General features: G+C 60.5%; 15 protein-coding genes. 4 read left to right on the top strand and 11 right to left on the bottom strand.

What is annotated here, in order from left to right; genetic code table 11:
* Positions 1 to 247 precede the first annotated feature (247 nt).
* Positions 248 to 1984 carry an FAD-dependent oxidoreductase gene (locus MWL89_RS04075; protein ID WP_244411857.1) on the top strand — a complete coding sequence of 579 codons (1737 nt, stop codon included), beginning with the start codon at positions 248 to 250 and terminating at the stop codon, positions 1982 to 1984.
* Positions 1985 to 2108: 124 nt separating this feature from the next.
* Here MWL89_RS04075 and hisS read toward each other — a convergent pair whose 3' ends face one another.
* Together hisS and MWL89_RS04065 are read right to left on the bottom strand one after the other, a co-directional pair.
* On the bottom strand, positions 2109 to 3485 hold the full coding sequence (gene hisS / locus MWL89_RS04070; RefSeq protein ID WP_244411856.1) for a histidine--tRNA ligase: 1377 nt from the start codon (positions 3483 to 3485) through the stop codon (positions 2109 to 2111).
* A gap of 15 nt (positions 3486 to 3500) precedes the next feature.
* Positions 3501 to 6182: a hypothetical protein gene (locus MWL89_RS04065; protein WP_244411855.1), complete on the bottom strand. Its 2682-nt coding sequence runs from the start codon at positions 6180 to 6182 to the stop codon at positions 3501 to 3503.
* 237 nt (positions 6183 to 6419) lie between these two features.
* Between MWL89_RS04065 and MWL89_RS04060 the strand changes: the two genes are divergently transcribed.
* Positions 6420 to 6929 (top strand): helix-turn-helix domain-containing protein, encoded by a 510-nt coding sequence (locus MWL89_RS04060; protein WP_244411854.1) that lies wholly within the window; start codon positions 6420 to 6422, stop codon positions 6927 to 6929.
* Between the two features lie 197 nt (positions 6930 to 7126).
* On the opposite strand, the gene MWL89_RS04055 is transcribed toward MWL89_RS04060, so the two are convergent.
* The 8 genes from MWL89_RS04055 to MWL89_RS04020 form a co-directional block, all read right to left on the bottom strand.
* Complete coding sequence (locus MWL89_RS04055; RefSeq protein WP_244411853.1) at positions 7127 to 7507, bottom strand: NifB/NifX family molybdenum-iron cluster-binding protein; 381 nt, start codon at positions 7505 to 7507, stop codon at positions 7127 to 7129.
* Positions 7508 to 7510: 3 nt separating this feature from the next.
* Positions 7511 to 7966 carry an MprA protease, GlyGly-CTERM protein-sorting domain-containing form gene (gene mprA, locus MWL89_RS04050; protein WP_244411852.1) on the bottom strand — a complete coding sequence of 152 codons (456 nt, stop codon included), beginning with the start codon at positions 7964 to 7966 and terminating at the stop codon, positions 7511 to 7513.
* A 260-nt stretch (positions 7967 to 8226) separates the two neighbouring features.
* Positions 8227 to 9333: a 3-isopropylmalate dehydrogenase gene (leuB, locus tag MWL89_RS04045; RefSeq protein WP_244411851.1), complete on the bottom strand. Its 1107-nt coding sequence runs from the start codon at positions 9331 to 9333 to the stop codon at positions 8227 to 8229.
* Positions 9334 to 9395: 62 nt separating this feature from the next.
* The gene (gene leuD, locus MWL89_RS04040; RefSeq protein ID WP_102378893.1) at positions 9396 to 9890 is read right to left on the bottom strand and encodes a 3-isopropylmalate dehydratase small subunit; all 495 of its coding nucleotides are present in this window, start codon (positions 9888 to 9890) and stop codon (positions 9396 to 9398) included.
* 11 nt (positions 9891 to 9901) lie between these two features.
* The gene (gene leuC / locus MWL89_RS04035; RefSeq protein WP_244411850.1) at positions 9902 to 11170 is read right to left on the bottom strand and encodes a 3-isopropylmalate dehydratase large subunit; all 1269 of its coding nucleotides are present in this window, start codon (positions 11168 to 11170) and stop codon (positions 9902 to 9904) included.
* Between the two features lie 216 nt (positions 11171 to 11386).
* On the bottom strand, positions 11387 to 11839 hold the full coding sequence (locus MWL89_RS04030; RefSeq protein WP_244411849.1) for a spore coat protein SP96: 453 nt from the start codon (positions 11837 to 11839) through the stop codon (positions 11387 to 11389).
* Between the two features lie 315 nt (positions 11840 to 12154).
* Positions 12155 to 13093 (bottom strand): peptidoglycan-binding domain-containing protein, encoded by a 939-nt coding sequence (locus tag MWL89_RS04025; protein WP_341801930.1) that lies wholly within the window; start codon positions 13091 to 13093, stop codon positions 12155 to 12157.
* Between the two features lie 26 nt (positions 13094 to 13119).
* Entirely contained in the window at positions 13120 to 14169 is a 1050-nt protein-coding gene (locus tag MWL89_RS04020) for a polyprenyl synthetase family protein (RefSeq protein WP_102378895.1), read from the bottom strand.
* Between the two features lie 263 nt (positions 14170 to 14432).
* Between MWL89_RS04020 and MWL89_RS04015 the strand changes: the two genes are divergently transcribed.
* On the top strand, positions 14433 to 15488 hold the full coding sequence (locus MWL89_RS04015) for a flavodoxin family protein (RefSeq protein ID WP_244411848.1): 1056 nt from the start codon (positions 14433 to 14435) through the stop codon (positions 15486 to 15488).
* Between the two features lie 91 nt (positions 15489 to 15579).
* Here MWL89_RS04015 and MWL89_RS04010 read toward each other — a convergent pair whose 3' ends face one another.
* Positions 15580 to 17028 (bottom strand): helix-turn-helix transcriptional regulator, encoded by a 1449-nt coding sequence (locus tag MWL89_RS04010; RefSeq protein ID WP_244411847.1) that lies wholly within the window; start codon positions 17026 to 17028, stop codon positions 15580 to 15582.
* Between the two features lie 234 nt (positions 17029 to 17262).
* Between MWL89_RS04010 and MWL89_RS04005 the strand changes: the two genes are divergently transcribed.
* Positions 17263 to 18927 carry an FAD-dependent oxidoreductase gene (locus MWL89_RS04005; RefSeq protein WP_244411846.1) on the top strand — a complete coding sequence of 555 codons (1665 nt, stop codon included), beginning with the start codon at positions 17263 to 17265 and terminating at the stop codon, positions 18925 to 18927.
* Positions 18928 to 19034 lie beyond the last annotated feature (107 nt).

Here is a 19034-nt window from a genome sequence, read left to right as displayed (position 1 = left end):
TGCCATCGCAAAACAACCTTCTCACCTGCAACCTTGTTGCAACTACCCCAAAACCGCGAGGACGCGTCCCGTCCGCCTCGCGGTTTCGGGCGACCTCGTTTCAGCAAATTCCCCCATCGCAGCGATTTTCACCGACGGCGGCACACCGTAGAGTGCCCTCGAAGCGTTCGTTCCCAACGGGAACCGAAAAAGCCGATTGGATAAGCGAACGCAGATCGATCGGTACCAAGGAGACAAGGGAGGAATCATGGCTATCATGAAATCAGGAATCTCACGGCGCGCGTTTCTCGGCCTCGGAGCGACGGCGGCCGTCGCGGCAGGAGCCGGGCTCGCAGGCTGCTCGCCCGCATCGAACACGAGCGGAACAGCCCAGGCCGAGCAGGGGTCGGCAGCGGAATCGAGCTGGAAGACCCCGCCTGCCGAAATCACCGACTTCGCCAAGGAGTACGACTGCGATGTAGTCGTATGCGGGCACGGGTTCGCCGGCATCACCGCATGCCGGGAACTCGCCGAAGAAGGCTACAAGGTGATCCTCGTTGAAAAGCAGCCCGAAGACACGTACGCCGCCGTGGGCAACGAGTTCGCAGCGCTCAACGCCTCCATCCTCAAGGAGCGCGGCGTTCCCGAGATCGACCCCGTGGAATTCTTCCAGAACTGGATGACCGTCACCGGAAACTACCCCAACCAAGAACTCGTTATGAAGTTCGCCCAGCACTCGGGCGAGAACTCCGACTGGTACCTCTCGGAGCTTTCCGAAGAAGACTTTGCCACCATGACGACGGCCTTCTTCCCCAAAACCGCCCATCAGCTCGACAACATCGGTCCCATCAAGTTCTGGCCGAGCGTCTGCAGCTTCTACGGCGATTGCAACCAAACCAAGATTCACGAGTACAACCGCGCCGTTGCGCAGGATAAAGGTGCCGAGTTCCTCTTCGGCACCGAGGCCCTCTACGTCATCATGGATAACGGCCAGGTGGCGGGCCTTGCCGCTAAAAACGCCGATGGCAACCTGAAGCTCAACGCCAAAGCCGTCGTCATCGCTTGCGGAGGTTTCGGCGGCAACCCCGAAATGATGGCCGACCTTATGCCCGACATGTACCACGCGCTCGTCGGCGACGAGCAGCTCACCTCCATGTCGGCCAACGACGGCCGCGGCGTGCAGATGGCCTACTGGGCAGGCGCGCACCTCGAAACCTGCCCCATCCCCGGCATGAACATGAAGGGGCTTTCGCTTCCCGGCAAGATGAACTGCCTGCCGCAGTCCGTCTGGATCGACGAGAACGGCAAGCGCTTCTGCAACGAGTACTACGCCACCTCCGAGCAGCGCGGACTCGCCACCGTATACAAGAGCCGCAAGACCAAGTTCGCCGTGTGCGACGCCAACTTCCCCGAGTACCGCCAGTACACCATCCCGCAGCACGCCGGGTTCACGGCCACCGAGGAGAACATCGCCTCGCTACAGGAATCGCTCGACAAGGCATATGCGATCTTCAAGGGAACCTACGAGGAGCCCGAGAAGGAAGAAGGGGAAGGCGGCGGCATGGGGCCGGTCACCACGATCGATTTCATTGCCGACGACACGCTCGAAGGTCTGGCGGGCCAGCTCGGCCTGACCGGTGAGGCGGCAACGAACTTCGTCGAAACGATCAACAACTACAACGCCTATTGCGAAGCGGGCGCCGACCAAGAATTCGGACGCGATAAGGCGGTTCTCTTCCCCGTAAAAGAACCGCCGTTTTTCGCCTGCACGTTCGACCCGGTTCTCGGCGAAACGATGGTCACCTGCGGCGGCATCATCACCGACGGCGAGCAGAACGCGCTCGATGAGAACTTCGAGCCGATCCCCGGACTCTACGTTTCGGGCAACGATTGCGGCCGCCGCTTCGGCTACGAGTACATCACCCCCATTCCCGGCTGCAGCCTCGGCATGGCCATCACGCTCGGCCGCGAATGCGGCAAGTCGGTCGGAGCGTACCTCGGCTAAACCGACCCCGCTCATCCCCCTAATTGCAAAGAGCCCGCTAGCGGGCTCTTTGCTCATTTGACTCGAATCGGACTGCCTCGAAGCTTTACCTCGCGCTTCAGCGGAGTGGGGACGGCAAACGCGCTTATTCCCCTTCGCCGACGGGAAACACCTCTTCGAGCTGCGGCACGGGTTCGCCGCCGTAGGGCAGACCGCCGAAATGTGCGAGCAGCTCCCTTACGGTCGCAATGTCCACGAGCGCCTCGCGGCGGGTGCCCATATCGCGAACTTTCATCTTGCCTTCGGCGAGCTCGTCGGGCCCGAGAATCACCACGCGGCGCGCACCGAGCTTATCGGCGAGCTTGAACTGACTCTTGAGGCTGCGCCCCTGATGGTCCATCTCGCCGACGATGCCCGCGTCGCGCGCCATCTGCAGAAGCTCGAACGCGGCCGAGCGCGTTGTCTCATCCACGCATGCCACGAAGAAGTCGCAGCGCGCCGCAGGGGCGAACTCGACTCCCGCCGCTTGCAGGGCGAGCACGCAGCGTTCGTAGCCGAGGGCGAACCCGAGACCCGAAGTCGGACGGCCGCCCACCTCTTCGGCGAGCTTGTCGTAGCGGCCTCCGCCGCCGATTGCGTTCTGCGACCCGAGGCCGTCGACCACCTGGACCTCGAACACGGTGCGCGTATAGTAGTCGAGGCCGCGGACCAAACGGGTATCCTCCACATAGTCGATCGATGCCGCGTCGAGATACGACTTAACGGCAGCGTAGTGCTCCTTGCAATCGTCGCACAGGTAATCGGTGATCTTCGGCGCCTCTTCCATGACCGCCGAACACGACGGGTTCTTGCAATCGAAGGCGCGCAGGGGATTGATTTCGGCGCGGCGCATGCACTCGTCGCAGAGTTCACCTTCATGCTCTTCCATGTAGGCGCGCACGCGCTCGCGATAGGCGGGACGGCACTTCTCGCAGCCCATCGAGTTCAAGAGCAGGCGCATCGATCGCTCGGGGATGCCGATAGCCGCAAAGAACCTCATGAGCATGATGATGACCTCGGCGTCGGTGGTCGGCGCTTCGGCACCCAAGCACTCCACGCCGATCTGGTTGAACTGGCGGTACCGCCCCTTCTGGGGACGTTCGGCGCGAAACATCGGCCCCGCGTACATGAGTTTCACCGGAGCCGCACCCTGCGGTACGAGATCGTGCTGCACGACGGCGCGCACAACGCCCGCGGTCCCCTCGGGGCGCAGCGAGAGACGGCTCTTGCCCTTGATGCTCTCACCCGCCAGGAGCTTCTTCAGATTCTCGCCCGAGATCGCCTGGAACATCTCCTTCGACACCACATCGGTCGCCTCGCCGATGCCGCGCACGAACAGCTCGGTCTGCTCGAACATCGGCGTCTCGATCGGCAGATAGCCGTAGCGCCCGAACACCTCGGCAGCCGTTTGCTTGAAGCGGTTCCAGAATTTCGCCTCATCGGGCAACATGTCCTTCGTGCCTTCGGGAGCCTGCAATGACATCTTGAGTTCCTTTCTCTAATCGCCCAGCGAGCGAAATACGTTTACGATGGCATCGTCGGGACGATGCTGGCAGTAAGCGGCAAGCGTGCTGCGGGCGATAACGAACAGCTCCGCATCCACCGCCGCTGCCGAAGCCTCGAGCAGCCAGTCGAGCACGGTCTCAGTCGGTGCCACCACGATACGGTTCTCAGCAAGTACCCCGTCGACCTCGTCGGGGGAAAGCAGCTTCGCCCCTGGGTCGTTCAACAGCTCCTCGAGCTCCAGCCGCGCCTGTTCGTAGACGATAGGCGAAGTAGTCATCGACTTCAGGTAGCCCGCCACCCCCGTCTGCAGCCGACCGGCCTTCCATTCGGCATACGCAAGCTGATAGTACCCCATTGCGATTTCGTTGGGAAGAAAAGCCGTTTCGAGGTAGCGGTTGATGGTAGCAACCGTATTGTCCATGTCGCCGACGAGCATGTACGTGCGCGCCATCTGCAAATACCCTGGACCGCCCATCGGCGCAAGCCCGATGCAGCGCCTGCCGTATCCAAGGGCTTCCTCGGTTCGATCGAACGAATGCTCGAGGAGCTTCACCGCTTCGAGGCAGCAGAAATACAGCGAGTCGGGAGCAAGCTTCACCTGACGGTCCGCATCCTGCCCGAACAAGCCCGCAAGCCGTCCGCGATTGTACACAACGCGGGAGGCGTAGGATTCGAAGCAACGAAACACGGTATCGGGAACATCGGCGAACCTGTCGGAAAGATCGGCTTTCCCAATCGCGGCGGCAAGCACCATAACCGCTTCGTCAAGCTCGCCTTTTTCGGCAATCGAACGCGACTGCATGATCGCGGCCATAAGCTCGTCTTCGCCGAGGAACTTGTTCACCACCGCGTTCTGGTCGTTCGGATCAACCTCGTCGGCGGTCAACGCCACCATGAGATCCGTGCACGCGTCTTGGATATCGGGGTCGTTCGATTCGCCCCGCATCGCGGTGACGATGCGGACGCGCTCGGTGGTGGTCGAAGCCTTCGCTATCGAATCGGCCAACCGCTCGCCGATGGAACGCCGTTTCGCATTGTAGTTCACCGCCAGGTCGGACAACTCGTTCGCCCCGAGCGCCGCACGGGCTGATTCGGGCACGGGCTGATCGACGATCTCGGGCTGCATACCGCGCAAGGGGTTTGCCAGCCGCTCGTCCTCGAAGGGCGACTCGATACCGGGCTGTCCGACCGTCACGCCGAGCCACGCGAAAAACGGTGCAGGATCGCCCTCGCCCGCCTGGCGGTACGCCCCGTTCGCGCAGAACGCAGACCTCTCGAACTCGACGGAGAACAGACGGGGCGGCTCGTCTTGGGGAAATTCCCCCGATCCGCCCCCCGCTTCGAGGCTATCTGACACCGTCCGCACGGCGACCCTCACGCTATCGATTGCCCGACTCTGCGAGAACGCGATGGCGGCGAGGATGATGGCGACGCGCATGGCGTACCGTACGGCCTGAGCTTCCCGCTCCGACGCCGACACCTCCACCCACCCGGCCACGCCCTGTGGCCATCGGGTTGCCGGCATAAGGGAAACGTCCGGAACCACGGCGTCGAACGCTGCCATGCCGCCTGCGGCGTTCGTTCTGAAATCCGTTGTGAAACGAAACGGGAGGCGCAACCGCTCGATTGCCTCCGCGATGCCGAGGCGCACGGACCATTCGCCCGCTCGGGCGCCCTGGGCATCGGCCGGCGCCTCCGCAAGGGGCATCTGGCGAGCGATGGATTCGATGAGGTAGTAGTCCCATTGCCCGGCTTCCGCCTCATGCGCGGTATTCGCTTTCGCCCCGAGCGATTCCGCCGAGAGGAGATAGCGGTTGAGTGCGCCTTCGAGCGCCCATACCATACGGCGATACGGAGCCGCCGCCTCGTCGTCGCTCGTACCGAGGTAGTACGTATCGGCATACCGCTTCGTGCGGATGAGCCGCAACGGATCGCCTTTGGCCATACGGCTCAGCTCCACCGCGCGCTCGGTTCCCAAACCCGCCTCGGCAAGCCATCTGACCAAACATCGCTCGAGGCCCGGCGCCGTAAGCGCCGCATCGGCATCGGCTCCGGCGACGACCTCGACAATACGGTTCATCGCATCGAGGGGCTTGCTTTTCCGGAGCGCCTCGTCAACGTTGTCGATCCCGTACAAGGGCGGCTGCGTTGCGCAAAGTGCGGGACGGTATACGAACGCGAGGTATATCCGCGCGATGAAATCCTCGTAGGTAAGGTTCTCGCTGAAAGGACCGAAGTCGAACCACGACCCCTCAATGAAATAGCGTCCTCGCTCGAACCGGTATTCGGCAACGAGGCGCATCTCGCCGTTGGGATCGAGCACCTCGATGCAACCGCGCTGGCACGCCTTTCCCGATCGTTCGGGATAATGGGAAACCGTAAGATCGGGGGTTTGGGCGGGTGGGTACGTGATAGGCTGGTCGACGGCGAACACGCGGGCGAACTTGTCGAAGTAGGCGATGACACGGTACGTGGTCTTACCGAGGAACTCGACGATGTACTTCTCGTCTTTGCCGGGAGCAGGCATGGCACCGCTCACCCATCCGTAGGGATTCTGGGGCGCGAACCCCGCGCAAGGCGGCATGGCGAGGGGAAGCTCGTGTTTCTTCGCGAAGATCAAGCTCGCCTTGTCCGCCTCGAAGATACCACCTGTTCTCTTGTCGTTATCGCCCATCGCTGCCGCCTTTCCGATACCGTCAAGGATACCAGAGTTGCGCACGATAAGCGGTTTGGCACCGCGCGATACGCGGGCAATCCATGCGCTCGCCGGGTGCACGGCAAACAGGATGGCCGATTGTGCTGGCTTCCAAGACTTCGGTTACGAGCAACCTGCATGTCAGTATGCGTTGCTTGTGGCAACGGGCAATCCCTCGTACGATAATGCGAGGAAATCAAAAGGAGGACAGATACATTGCTCAGCGAAAACATTAAGGCCATGAGGAAATCCAAAGGGCTTTCACAGCAAGAACTTGCCATCGCATTGAATGTTGTACGGCAAACGATCTCGAAATGGGAGCAAGGATTGTCGGTTCCCGACTCGGATATGCTGATTTCCCTATCGGAGGTGCTGGAGACCCCCGTGAGCACCCTGCTTGGGGAAACCGTTGCGGAAGCCAAAGTTGACGACCTGAAGGCGATTTCAGAAAAACTAGAGATTGTAAATTTGCAACTCGCACAAAAGAGGATCGCCAGACGAAGAATCATTCGAGGATCGCTGGTAGCGCTGTGCTCTCTCGTGGTAGCAATATCAGCGGTCTTAATCGTATCGAATAGCCCCTATTTGAGCTGGAACTACTATGACCCTGAAACCGCTGTTCTGGGTGTAGGCTTTCATGCGTTCGAATGGCTATTCGTCAGGTTGGCGCCCATTGTACTTATCGGTGCAATCGCAGGGCTTTTCTTAACGAGAAGGAAAGCATAGCGCCCGCATCGCTTCGATATGCGAAGCTCGACGCTCATTCGAATCACCGTACGAGAAGGCGCGCGGTGATTCGCGCGCCTTCTCGCAACCGGCTTTGCTACCGCTTATTCCTCTTGTTCCAGGCGGGGTCGGCCCCTTGCATCATCCGGTCCCGTTCGGTCTCCCGCAGGATGCGGGCGATGCGCATCGCCCGCATCCTAGTGGTGATGCTGGCAGGTGTTCTCCATGCCCATGATCGCCACGTTGCCCTGTGCGACGAGCTTCGCCACATCGCCGACGTTCGGGGTCATGTTCTCGAAGTATACGGTGATGCCCGCATCGTTGAAGCCCATGAGGGGCCTTCCGCCCATGCCCGCCGCCACGATCGCGTCGACGCCCTGCTCGGCCAGAAGGCCGACCGGGCGCAGGCAGCCGCCCTCTTCGTGGGGGGGATTGGCGAGGATCGACACCTCTTTTATCTCGCCGTCGACGATGTCGACCAGGGTGAAGCAGTCGCAATGGCCGAAATGGCCCGACCGCTCCGCCTCAAGACCGCCTTCGCCCATCGAGGGCACTGCCAGCTTCATCGTTTCGCTCATGGTTTATCCTTTCCGTTCGGGAGCAGCTCCCGTATCGTCTTGCGGACCGTCTGATCCCGTTTCCCCGAGATGGGCGAGCCCGTTTTCCAACATAGATGCGAGCAATCCGTCCAAGCGCTCGCGGCTTCGCAAGGCATCGATCCACTGTTCGGCCAGCTCAATACCTTGTTCGGTCAGCTCGTACTCGCGACGGCGCGGGCCTGCACCCTCCTCGCACCAGCGCGACACGACCGAACCTTCTTCCTCCATCCGCCGCAGCGTGCGGTACAGACCGCCCACATCGGCATCCACCTCGCCATCGCTCATCTCAAGGATGGTGCGGCGAAGGTCGTAGCCGTATCCGCCAGCGAACAGCAGGGCGGCCAAAGCAGCAGGCTCGACAAGCGCGCCGCCTCCCCCGCCTCGGCGGCGACAGCACGGCTTGCGCCCCTCGTTGCCCGAACAATCGCCCCTCGGCATGGTTGCCACCTTTCGTTTCGCACGCGTCCGTTGCGCGATATCGTGCACTCGCGCGGCTGCACATACGCCCGCCAACCCGCAGCGCGGCTTTGTCGGTATCATCTATATGACGTTAACATATACCTCCCTTTATATGTTGTCAACATATAATCGAGAGCAGAGCACATGGCAAAGGCGAGGGGCGCAGCAGAGAAGACATGAAAAAACGCCTCGTCCGCATAAAGCGGATCGAGGCGTCCCATTCCCTGTATAACAGCAGCTTAGAGCTTCGAAACCACCAGATCTCCCATGGCGGCCGTGCCGACGATCCTATCCTTCGGCGTCGTGTTGTTGGCGATATCGCCCGTGCGCCAGCCCTCGTCGAGCACCGATTCGACAGCTGCCGCGACGGCATCGGCCGCATCCTGCATGTCGAAGCTGTAGCGCAGCATCATCTCGACCGAGAGGATCTGAGCAAGCGGGTTCGCAATACCCTGGCCCGCGATATCGGGCGCGCTGCCGTGGCTCGGCTCGTACAGCGCGGTGCCGTCGCCCAAGCTCGCGCTTGCGAGCATGCCGAGCGACCCGGTGAGCATCGAGGCCTCGTCGGAGAGGATATCGCCGAACATGTTCTCGGTGACCACGACGTCGAACTGTGCGGGATTGTTGATGAGCTGCATCGCCGCATTGTCCACGAGCATGTCGACGACTTCGACATCGGGGTACTCCCCCGCTATGCGGTGCGCGACCTCGCGCCACAGGCGGCTCGTCTCGAGTACGTTCGCCTTGTCGATGGAATGCACGCGGCCCTTGCGCTTGCGCGCGGTTTCGAACGCATGGCGCACGATGCGCTCGATCTCGTATTCACGGTACTCGAGCGTATCGTAGGCGCGCTGGCCCGTTGCGCCGTCGGCTCCGCAGCCCTCTTCATCGTAGAAGCGCTCGCGCAGCCCGAAGTACAGGCCGCCCGTCAGCTCGCGCACGATGACGAGATCCACCCCATCGATGACCTCGGGCTTGAGCGAAGAGGCGTCGGCAAGCGCCCCGAAGATGCGTACGGGGCGCAGGTTCGCGTACAGGCCGAGTGCCTTACGGATGCCCAGAAGACCCTGTTCGGGACGCGGTTTATTCGGATCGGTGGTATCCCATTTCGGGCCGCCGACTGCCGCAAGCAGCACGGCATCGGACGCTTTGGCCACACGAAGCGTGTCCTCGGGCAGCGCCTCGCCCGTCTCATCGATGGCGATGCCGCCCAAAAGCGCTTCGGTGTACTCGAACGACGCATCGAACTTCGCGCCGAGAGCGTCGAGCACCTTGCGCCCCTCGGCGATGATCTCCGGCCCGATACCGTCGCCGGGAAGCAGGCATATCTTGTAGGTTGTCGTCATAGTTGCTCCTTGGTACACATCAAAAGGGCGCGGGCGGTTGCGTCCGCAGCGCACTCGATCGGTTACTTTCCCAGCTTCGCTTTCGTGCGGTTGATGAGCCCGCCCGCCTCGATGATCTCTTTGATGAACGGGGGGAACGGCTGCGCGGTAAAGGTCTGGCCCGTCGTCTCGTCGACGATCACGCCCGCGTCGGCATCCACGCTCACCGTATCGCCCTGCGAAATCGCGTCGACGGCCTCGGGGCACTCCATGATGGCGAGGCCCGTGTTGATGGAATTGCGGTAGAAGATGCGCGCGAAGCTCTTCGCGATGACCACGTCGACGCCCGCCGCTTTGATCGCGATCGGCGCATGCTCGCGCGACGAGCCGCAACCGAAGTTCTCGTCGGCCACGATGATGTCGCCGGGCTGCACCTTGCTCACGAATTCCTTGTCGAGATCCTCGAGGCAGTGCTTCGCCAGCTCAGCGGGATCCGAGGTGTTCAGGTAGCGTGCGGGGATGATGACATCGGTATCGACATCGCGCCCGTAACGGTGCGCGGTTCCTTTGAATTTCATGACAGAACTCCTTAATCCAGATCTTCAGGCAACCCGATATGACCGAGCACGGCGCTCGCTGCGGCAACGGCCGGCGAAGAGAGGTACACCTCGCTCGTCGGATCGCCCATGCGTCCGACGAAGTTGCGGTTCGTCGTGGCGATGGCGCGCTCCCCCGCAGCGAGGATGCCCATGTAACCGCCCAAACACGGCCCACAGGTCGGCGTCGAGACGACACAGTTCGCGTCGAGGAATACGTCAGTGAGACCCTCCTCCATGCACTGGCGATACACGAGCTGAGTTGCGGGGATGACGATGCAGCGCACATCCGGATGCACGGTGCGTCCGCGCAGAACCTCGGCGGCCTGACGCATGTCCTCGATGCGCCCGTTGGTGCACGAACCGATAACGGCCTGGTCGATGCGTATATCGCGCGCTTCGGCAGCGGGCCTGGTGTTGGAGGGCAGATGCGGGAACGACACCGTCGGCACGATGTCGGCGGCATCGATGTCGTACACCTTCGCGTATACGGCATCGGCATCAGGGTGGTACTCGGTGTAAGGACGCTCGGTGCGACCGTCCAAGTAGGCGCGTGTGATGTCGTCGACCTCGATGAGCCCCGCTTTGCCGCCCGCCTCGATGGCCATGTTCGAGATGGACATGCGCTCTTCCATCGACATGCTCTTGATGGCGCTGCCGGTGAATTCCATGGCTTGGTACAGCGCACCGTCCACGCCGATCATACCGATGATGTGCAGGATGACGTCTTTGCCCACCACGCCCGGAGCAAGTTCGCCCTCGATGTTGAACAGGATCGATTCGGGAACCTTGAACCAGGCCTTGCCAGTCGCATAGCCCACGCCCGCATCGGTCGAACCAACGCCGGTAGCAAACGCGCCGAGCGCGCCATAGGTGCAGGTGTGGCTGTCGGCACCGATGATCAGATCGCCCGCCCCCACAACGCCCTGCTCGGGTAGAAGCGCATGCTCCACGCCCATGCAGCCGACTTCGTAGTAGTGCGCAATGCCCTGCTTTTTGGCGAAATCGCGGACGATCTTGGCCTGCTCGGCGCTCTTGATATCCTTGTTCGGTACGTAATGGTCGGGTACGAGTGCGATCTTGGTCGGATCGAATACCGTGCCGGTGCCGATCTTCTCGAACTCCTTGATGGCGATCGGCGCGGTTACATCGTTGGAAAGCACCAGATCGAGATCGCATTCGATGAGCTGACCGGGCTCGACCTCTTCGAGCCCGGCGTGGGCGGCCAAGATCTTCTCTGCCATAGTCATGGGACGTGCCATTGTGAGCCACTCCTTATATATAGGGGAAACCCGATCATTGTACCATCGCAAACGAGAAGGGCCCCGATGAGGCCCTTCTCGCAATAAGGTTTTTACAAAATCCGTACGGCGCACCTGCTCCCTGCGGAAAACGTCCGCAGGAAACGCTTCGCCCGGCAGGGCAGCACGCTCGAAAGCGGGCAAGGAGGCGCATGCCCGGAAGGCGCCTCGGCCGACTTACCAGGAGCTGCCGTAGTGGTAGCCGCCGCCCATGGAACCCACGGCACCCGCCACGACGGCGGTGACCATGCCGGTGATCGCAAGGCTCAAGATGATGCCGAGCACGATCCAGATGACGAACCCGATGATCGCGAACTTGAGCGCATCGCTTTTCACCTGCGGAGCCTTGTCGGCGTTGGTGAGCCACGCAATAACGATACCGGGGATGCCGAGCAGCGCGCCGACGACAAGCCAGCCGAACTTCATGCCGCCGGTCAGCTGCATAAGCGGGGCCGGAGCGTACATCGGCTGCTGGTAGGGCTGCCCGTACGCAGGCTGCGGTTGCGGCTGCGGCGCTGGTTGCTGTTGCGGTTGCGGGGGCACCGCCTGCTGCGGTTGGGGCTGGGGCTGCGGCGCCGGTTGAGCCTGCGGTGCGGGCTGCGGTTGCTGGGTGTTGTTTTCTTCGGTCATGGTGAGAGCCCTTTCTCGATGGGTCCGTTCTGCTTGCCCCGCCTCAATGTCCATAAAGGTCGGGCAAACAGAACATGCCGTTTTCAGCGGCATTCTTACGCGTTTCAGTACGCTTCGCAGTATAGAAAACGCTCGGGGCCGCTTCTGAAAGCGTCAACAAACCGATGATTGTCTTACGAAACGGTGTTCGAGCGGTGAATTCGAACGCGCAACGCCCGCGATACGCGAAACGCCGCCCGAACACGGCGGCCTCCACATCGCCGCCGAACAACGCGCAACGCCCGCGATACGCGAAACGTCACCGGCAAACGGATGTCAGCGCTGAGAGAGCGCCGTGCACAGCGCATCGAGCAGCGTGATGGCAAAATGCTGCGCCGAACGACCCGCGCCGGCCTCTTCCCATACGGTCCCTGGGAGCTCGACGGCAATGCGGGCGGGGTGCATGGACGCCGCATCGATCGCCGAGGTGAGGCGAAGGGCAAGCGTCTCATCGTCTTCGTAGGCAACCCGCGGAACGCTCTCCGCCGTCTGTTCGTCGGGAAGAACGATGTGCACGAGCAGCATCGACTCGTCGGGTGCCACAAGCAGCGTGTCGGCTGAAAGTATCTTGGAGGCGGGATTGGTCGCCAACGCCAGGTTCGACATGCGCGACGCAACGCTGCGCGTGAACTCCCGCGTACCGAACAAACAGAGCGCATTGCGTTCGAGCACATCGGCCGCGCGGGCAAATCCAAGGTATCCCGCCGCCGGCGAAGCCTCTTTGCCGACCCAGGAATGCTGCAGGTTGTGGATTGCCGCATAAGTCATCGCGCCTGCGATACCGTCCGAAGGAAGGCCGAGGTTGAGCTGGAACTTTCTCAGGGCGAGCTCGGTGTACGCGCCGAAAATGCCGTCAAGGGCGCCGGTTGCGAACCCCAAAGCGCCGAGCGCCTGCTGCAGCTGCAGTACATCGTTTCCGTGGAAGTACGGCATCCGAAGGTACAGCGTGCGGTCGCCGAGACAGAACGTCGCATCGACAAGCGCCGCCCACACCTTCTCGTTGATCTCGTCCTGGGAACCGAGGCCGCCCTTTTCGCTGAAAGCGAGTACGGCGAGAGCGGTGGCATCGTCGTAGGTGCCGGTCACTTGGCTTTCATCGAGCATGCCGAGCATGCACAGACGATGCTGTACATCTTCGACTGCCGCTCCAGTATCGTGTCTGCGAATCGTATCCATGGCGGTATTGTAGCGCAGGCGAATTGCTAACCCAGCCACGTTCACAAATCGGGTAGAAAACGCCTTTACTTCAAACGGTTGACGAACCAGTCGGCCATAGAGACGAGCAGGTCGCGCGAAGGAGACGGCTTAATCATATCGATCAGGCGGTTCTTCGCAATGCTCGTAAGGTTTTCGGCATAGTTGCGCGCGTATTCGACACTTCCGGCATCCTCCATAATCGCAACCGCTTCCGCAAGCACCGCTTGATCTTTCTCTTTCGAGGAGAGGATCTCGATGAGGCGATCGCGATCCGACGAGTTCTGCAGCGCATGCACGACGATGAGCGTGCGCTTGCCCTCGGTGATGTCGTTGCGGAAATCCTTCTTCATGCTCTCTTCGGAGCCGATGAGATTCAGCAGGTCGTCCTGGATCTGGAACGCGAGACCCGTGTCGAGGCCGTAGTTGCGCAGCGCCTCGATCTCGGTCTCGGTGCCGCCGCCGATGATGGCGCCGACGGCCAGCGGAACCGCACCCGAGTAATGGGCGGTCTTGTGCGTTGCCATAACGAGGTAGTCTTCGGGCGTGATGTCGTAGCGACCGTCGCGCGCCCAACCGATGTCGAGCGCTTGGCCCTCGATCGTATGCTGCGTCATGTTGACGAGCTCGGTCACAACGCGCACCTTGGTGGCGTCGTCGAGCACCGGATCGTTCATAACCGTGCCGTTGACGAGGGACAATGCAAGATCGCCCGCGTTGATGGCAAGCCCGATCCCCTCGGTGAGATGCATGCAGGGCTCCCCCCTGCGCAGCTCGGCTTCGTCGGCGATGTCATCGTGAATGAGCGCCGCAGTATGGAAGTGCTCGATGGCCGCCGCCGCAGACGTCGCACGGGGCATATCGCCACCCACCGCTTGGCACGCCGCAAAGCATATGAGCGGGCGATGCCGCTTGCCGCCGTTTTTGCTGTAGGCGAGCAACGGCTCGTACAGATAGCGCTCCATGTCGGGATGCGCGCCTTCGGGTATGTAGGAGTTGACCAGATCGCCCACCTGCTGTGCGTAGGAGGTGAGGTATTCTTCGAAAGTCTCAGGTTGCTTCTGCACCGATGCCACGATCTCGTTGATGTTGTTCATGGAAGCTTTCTTATCCGTCTTCGTTCGCGTACTCCACGGAATGGTACCACAAGTGCCGCGTATGCCAAGAAACCGTGAATAATCGGGTCGAATTTTCCGATTTTCGTTGCCGAAGAACCACAAAACTTCGAAGCGAGCGGTTTGCGGGCTCGTCCGCTCGGGTTCGAACGCTCGGGCTCGAATCCAACGAAGCGTCGAGCCGATGCCGAGCCGCCGCACGCTCCAGCATGGTTCAATGGCATGCAAACGAGAGAAAGGGGCCCATGAACATCCTCTATCTGAACGGCAGCCCGCGCAAACACGCAAGCGCAACAAAGAAGCTCGCCGACGCCTTCGTCGCCGGCATGCGCGAAGCTGCGCCTTCGAGTACGGTTGACGAGATCGTCCTGTACGACAAATCCATCGCCGCATGCCGAGGATGCTTCGGGTGCTGGCACCGAACTCCCGGCGTCTGCGTTATCCGCGACGACATGGGCGATTTGCTTGTGTCGTTTCGCCGAGCCGACGTGATCGTGTGGTCGATGCCGCTCTACTATTTCGGCATGCCTTCGAAAGCCAAGGCCTTCCTCGATCGGCTCATGCCCAACAACAGCCCGTTGTTCGAGGAGCGCAACGGCTCGATCAGACATCCGCAAACCTACGATGCTGCATCTCAGAGCCATGTGCTCATCTCGACCTGCGGATTTCAGACGACTGAACGCAATTTCGAGGCGCTCGCACTGCAGTTCGACCTGCTCTGCGGCGAAAGGGTCTCGAAGGTCCTCTGTCCTGTCGGCGGAGCATTCGCAGCCGAGCGACCGGGAAGGGCGGCCCGCACGCGCCTTGACGAAGTGCGGGTCGCAGGTGCGATGTATGCCGTGCCGAAGAGCATCCCCCTCAACACCGAGCGCTTGCTGAGTACACCCGTGTTCGACCCCGATCGGTACATGGCCGTGGTGAACCGCGTAGCCGCTATCGCTAAAACACCGCCCGGCAAGGAGAGGACCCCGCCGTCGAACCGAGCGAATGCCATCCTCGAAGCATTCGCCGCTCGCTACTGCGAAAATCTCGAACCCGATGATGCGCTGGCCGTCGAGTGCGCATTCTCCGACGAGCCCAGCCGAGCTGTTCTACTATGCGAAGCCCGAACCTGCACCGTCCGCCCGGCGCCCGACGGGCGGACGCAAACGCGCATCGAAGCCGATGTCGCCCTCTGGGAGCGCATCGTCTCGGGCGAAACATCGATCACCGACGCACTGCTCGACGGAACACTCAGGGTCTGGGGCGATTTTGAGGCGGTGCTGCGATTCGAGGATCTGTTCGAGGGGGTCGAGGTGTGAGGGCGCTGCACTGGTGACGGTACAGGCGGAAACGGGGTTCGCATCTGCGGAAATCGTCGAGAAGGCTGGGATGGACCTGCTGCAAGGCGGGCTATTCGGATTCTCTCTGCCATTCCGACAGTTTGTCTATAAGCTCGTCTTTCGAATGCACATCGAGTTTCCTGTAGGCGCTTTTAATATGGCTTTGGGCCGTGCTCATAGAAATGAACAACAAGGAAGCAACTTTTTTCATGCTATGTCCCTGAGCGAATAAGCTTGCCACCTCCGCCTCTCGCGACGTCAATTTGAAAGCTGCAGCCATTTCCTCCGAAACGCAAGGGCGCACAAGGGAAGCCTCCGCGGTCGAAAGAGACAAAGCGTCCGCCGCCTGGCGTTTGGAGGCAACAACCCCGAAAACCAAAATGATGAGCGCGAGCAAAGCGAAGGCAGCCAGCAGCACAAGCACATCGGAGGTCGGCAGACGACCGCCCACCTCAACCGTGAGAAGGCGAGGCAACAACCAATAGCTCAACATCCACGAAACGGTATTCGTCAATATGCTGCATGCCGAAAAAACGAGGACGGGAGACAACCGCTTTGCGCTCACGAGGTTGCACAAAACAACCCACAGCAGCCAGTCGAGCATCGAACGGGCTACCACTACGATGTGCCCAGACAGGTGATATGATCCCTCGATCAAGCCGGCGAACACCGCCGCAAAAAACATGAGCGCGAGCGCCGCCCACCCCTTAAGGGCCATCGAGTCTATCGCCCTTTGCATCCAGAGCGCTTCCCCGCTCTTTAGGCCCACTCGCTTCTCTTTCATGCGACGCACCGAAATCCAGCATCCGAACAATACGATGGCAGACACGACGACCGAAAGAGGCCAGCGGAACAGGGGGCCATCGACATCCGAACTGCCCGAATCGACAATCCCGCGCAAGATGCTTCCCGAGAGCAAGAACGCTATAAAGAGCACTACGAAAGGCGTTACCTCTTTCAGAGACGAGATCTTGGAAGCAACCGCACTTCCTCGGGGCGGTTGCGCGAAAAACCAAGAAACGCCCACCCCGAGCGGAACGAATACGGCAACCAGATACGGCACCCATTGAGTGAAGAAAACAAGGCTCGCCAAATACGAGGCTGCCAGGACGACAATGTCAGAAGGCCCGAACCGGTAGCAAAAATACGTTGCCCAGCCCAAATAGCCCGCAACAAACCCTGCGGCCACCAAGGGAAGGGAGACCCATAGTGCCCATGCACCCAGCAGCCCGCTATCCGCCGCAAGAGCCATTGCCGCTCCGCCGGATGCCATCGCGCTCAAAAGCACCACTGAGTATCTTTGCGCCAGAAAGATTTTCTCAATCCGAGTCCGAAACGCAATAGAAAAGGCACACAGTACCAGCAGCACGACAAGCAGAACGCCGAACGCGGGGGAGGTGCCGGTCGGCGAATCCAACGGATACAAAAGCCCGAAATACGATTGATAACGCAAGTACACCCAGAAAAACGACATGCCGACAAAAGGCGCTACGTAGTTTTTGATTTCCACTCGTTCCATAAAACCGACTCACCCCCTTTCGCAATTCTATCGCAGAATGCCTGCTAGGCGGCGCTTGGGAACGGAGCAGAAAGAAAATCCCCTATTTTATGGGCGAGCAGAAAGCGGTATTCGCGCAATACCCGAGTTTTATGGGAAGACGTCTTTTCGCCCTCGTCGCACAATGACGCAGCACATAAACGCTCTCGCTTTACTGAAGTCGAAGCGAGGAATTCGGAGTGAAAGGGGATCAGCGTGGCAATTAACAGAAGGCAGTTTCTCAAAGGGACAGTCGCCATCGGAGGAGTTACGGCATTAGGCGGACTTCTCTCGGGATGTCAACCTGCAGATCAGCCAGCGTCGACCGGGTCATCAGCCGACGCATCGTTTCCAAAGGGCACCGTTGCCGAGGACTTCGAGAATTCCGTTGTGGAGCTCGAGCCGATCGCGGAATTCATCGAAGAGAAGACCTACGACATAGTTGTTGTCGGCGCGGGCACAGCCGGCGTCCCCGCCGTATGCACAGCGCTCGAGGAGGGGGCAACCGTTGCCTGCCTGCAGAAGGAGTCCATCGTCGTTGCACACGGAAACGGCTCATCGGGCCCCATCCTTGAAGAAAGCAACGATATCGGGAAACTGCAATACAAGCAGGAGTGGCGAAAAACCGGCGGCTACCGCATGAATCCCGATCTGCTCGATCTGTACGTTGAGCATGCGGGAGAGATGATCATGTGGATGATGGGCAAAGCAGACGAAGTAGGGCTTCCCCCTCAGGCCTCGAAAGCACGTACGGATTTCGACGAAGGCAGCTACATCACCGTTGCGAGCAACTTCTTCGGCCCAAAGCCGATCAACAACCAAGACATTATGACGAAGCTCGCAGAAGCAGCCGCCGCCGATGGAGCCGAGTTCTTCTACAGCACCCCAGCCGTTCAGCTGATCCAAGCTGACGACGGAAGCGTAACGGGCGTTATCGGCAAAACGAATGACGGCTACATCAAATTCAACGCATCCAAAGCAGTCATTGTCGCTGCCGGCGACTACCAAAACAACGAAAGCCTTGTTGAGCGATACTCGCCCGACGTCGTACGTTTTCAGCGCAAGCAGGCGAACAAGACCGCCGACGGCATCCTGATGAACATGCTTGCTGGCGGCCGCATGGTTCCGGTCAACCACGCCAAAACCATGCACGACATGGACGCTGGCCCCATGATGCTCACCGGCGTACCCTTCATGGCCCTCAACAACCAGGGAAAGCGCTTCATGAACGAAGACATTCCGATGGAATCCTGGGATCTTTCACTTCAGTGGGATGCCGATGCCGAAGACCCAGGACGATTCTTCCGCATTTTCGACAACGATTTTGCAACCAAATACAATGCCAAGGTTACCCCCGAGTCGCTCGAGAACTACATCCCCGGCCTTAAAGACAACCCAGAAGGCGTATACACGAGCCTCATCGATACGCACCGCGCCGATTCGCTCGACGAACTCGCACAAGAACTCGGCTTACCCGCAGATGCGCTCAAGGAGAGCGTCGCCAATTGGAACGCGTTCTGCGAAAACGGCGTTGACGAAGAGTTCGGCTTGGCAAAAGACAAGCTCCGTCCCATCGATACCCCGCCTTACTGGGGCATCCGTCAGTGGATTCGCTGCAGCGCCATTAACGCAGGCGTCGTCATCGATGGATGCTGTCGGGTTCTCGATCAGAACAACGAGCCCATCCCCGGACTTTATTCCGTCGGATCAGGTGCCGGCAACGTGTGCGGGGGCCTCGAATGGAACTTGTACCAAGGAGGCCTTTGCTGCGGATCGTACATGACCATGGGGCGCTACGCCGCCATCCATGCGTTGACCGGAGATATGAAGCCTTCGAATCCAGCATCGTACGACGAGGCCAAAGGCCACTGGGCATCCTAGAGACCACTTCGGCTTTCTTGTTGCCCTACGGCGTATGGGCCACTTCGGGACAGTTAAAAAGGCCGCAAGAACAACGGTTCTTGCGGCCTTACTTAGTGTTTTACCTG

Source organism: Raoultibacter timonensis, from assembly GCF_022845715.1.
Lineage (GTDB): Bacteria > Actinomycetota > Coriobacteriia > Coriobacteriales > Eggerthellaceae > Raoultibacter > Raoultibacter timonensis.
Note: the sequence above shows the minus strand (reverse complement) of the source record. Positions and strands in the feature narration are given on the sequence as shown.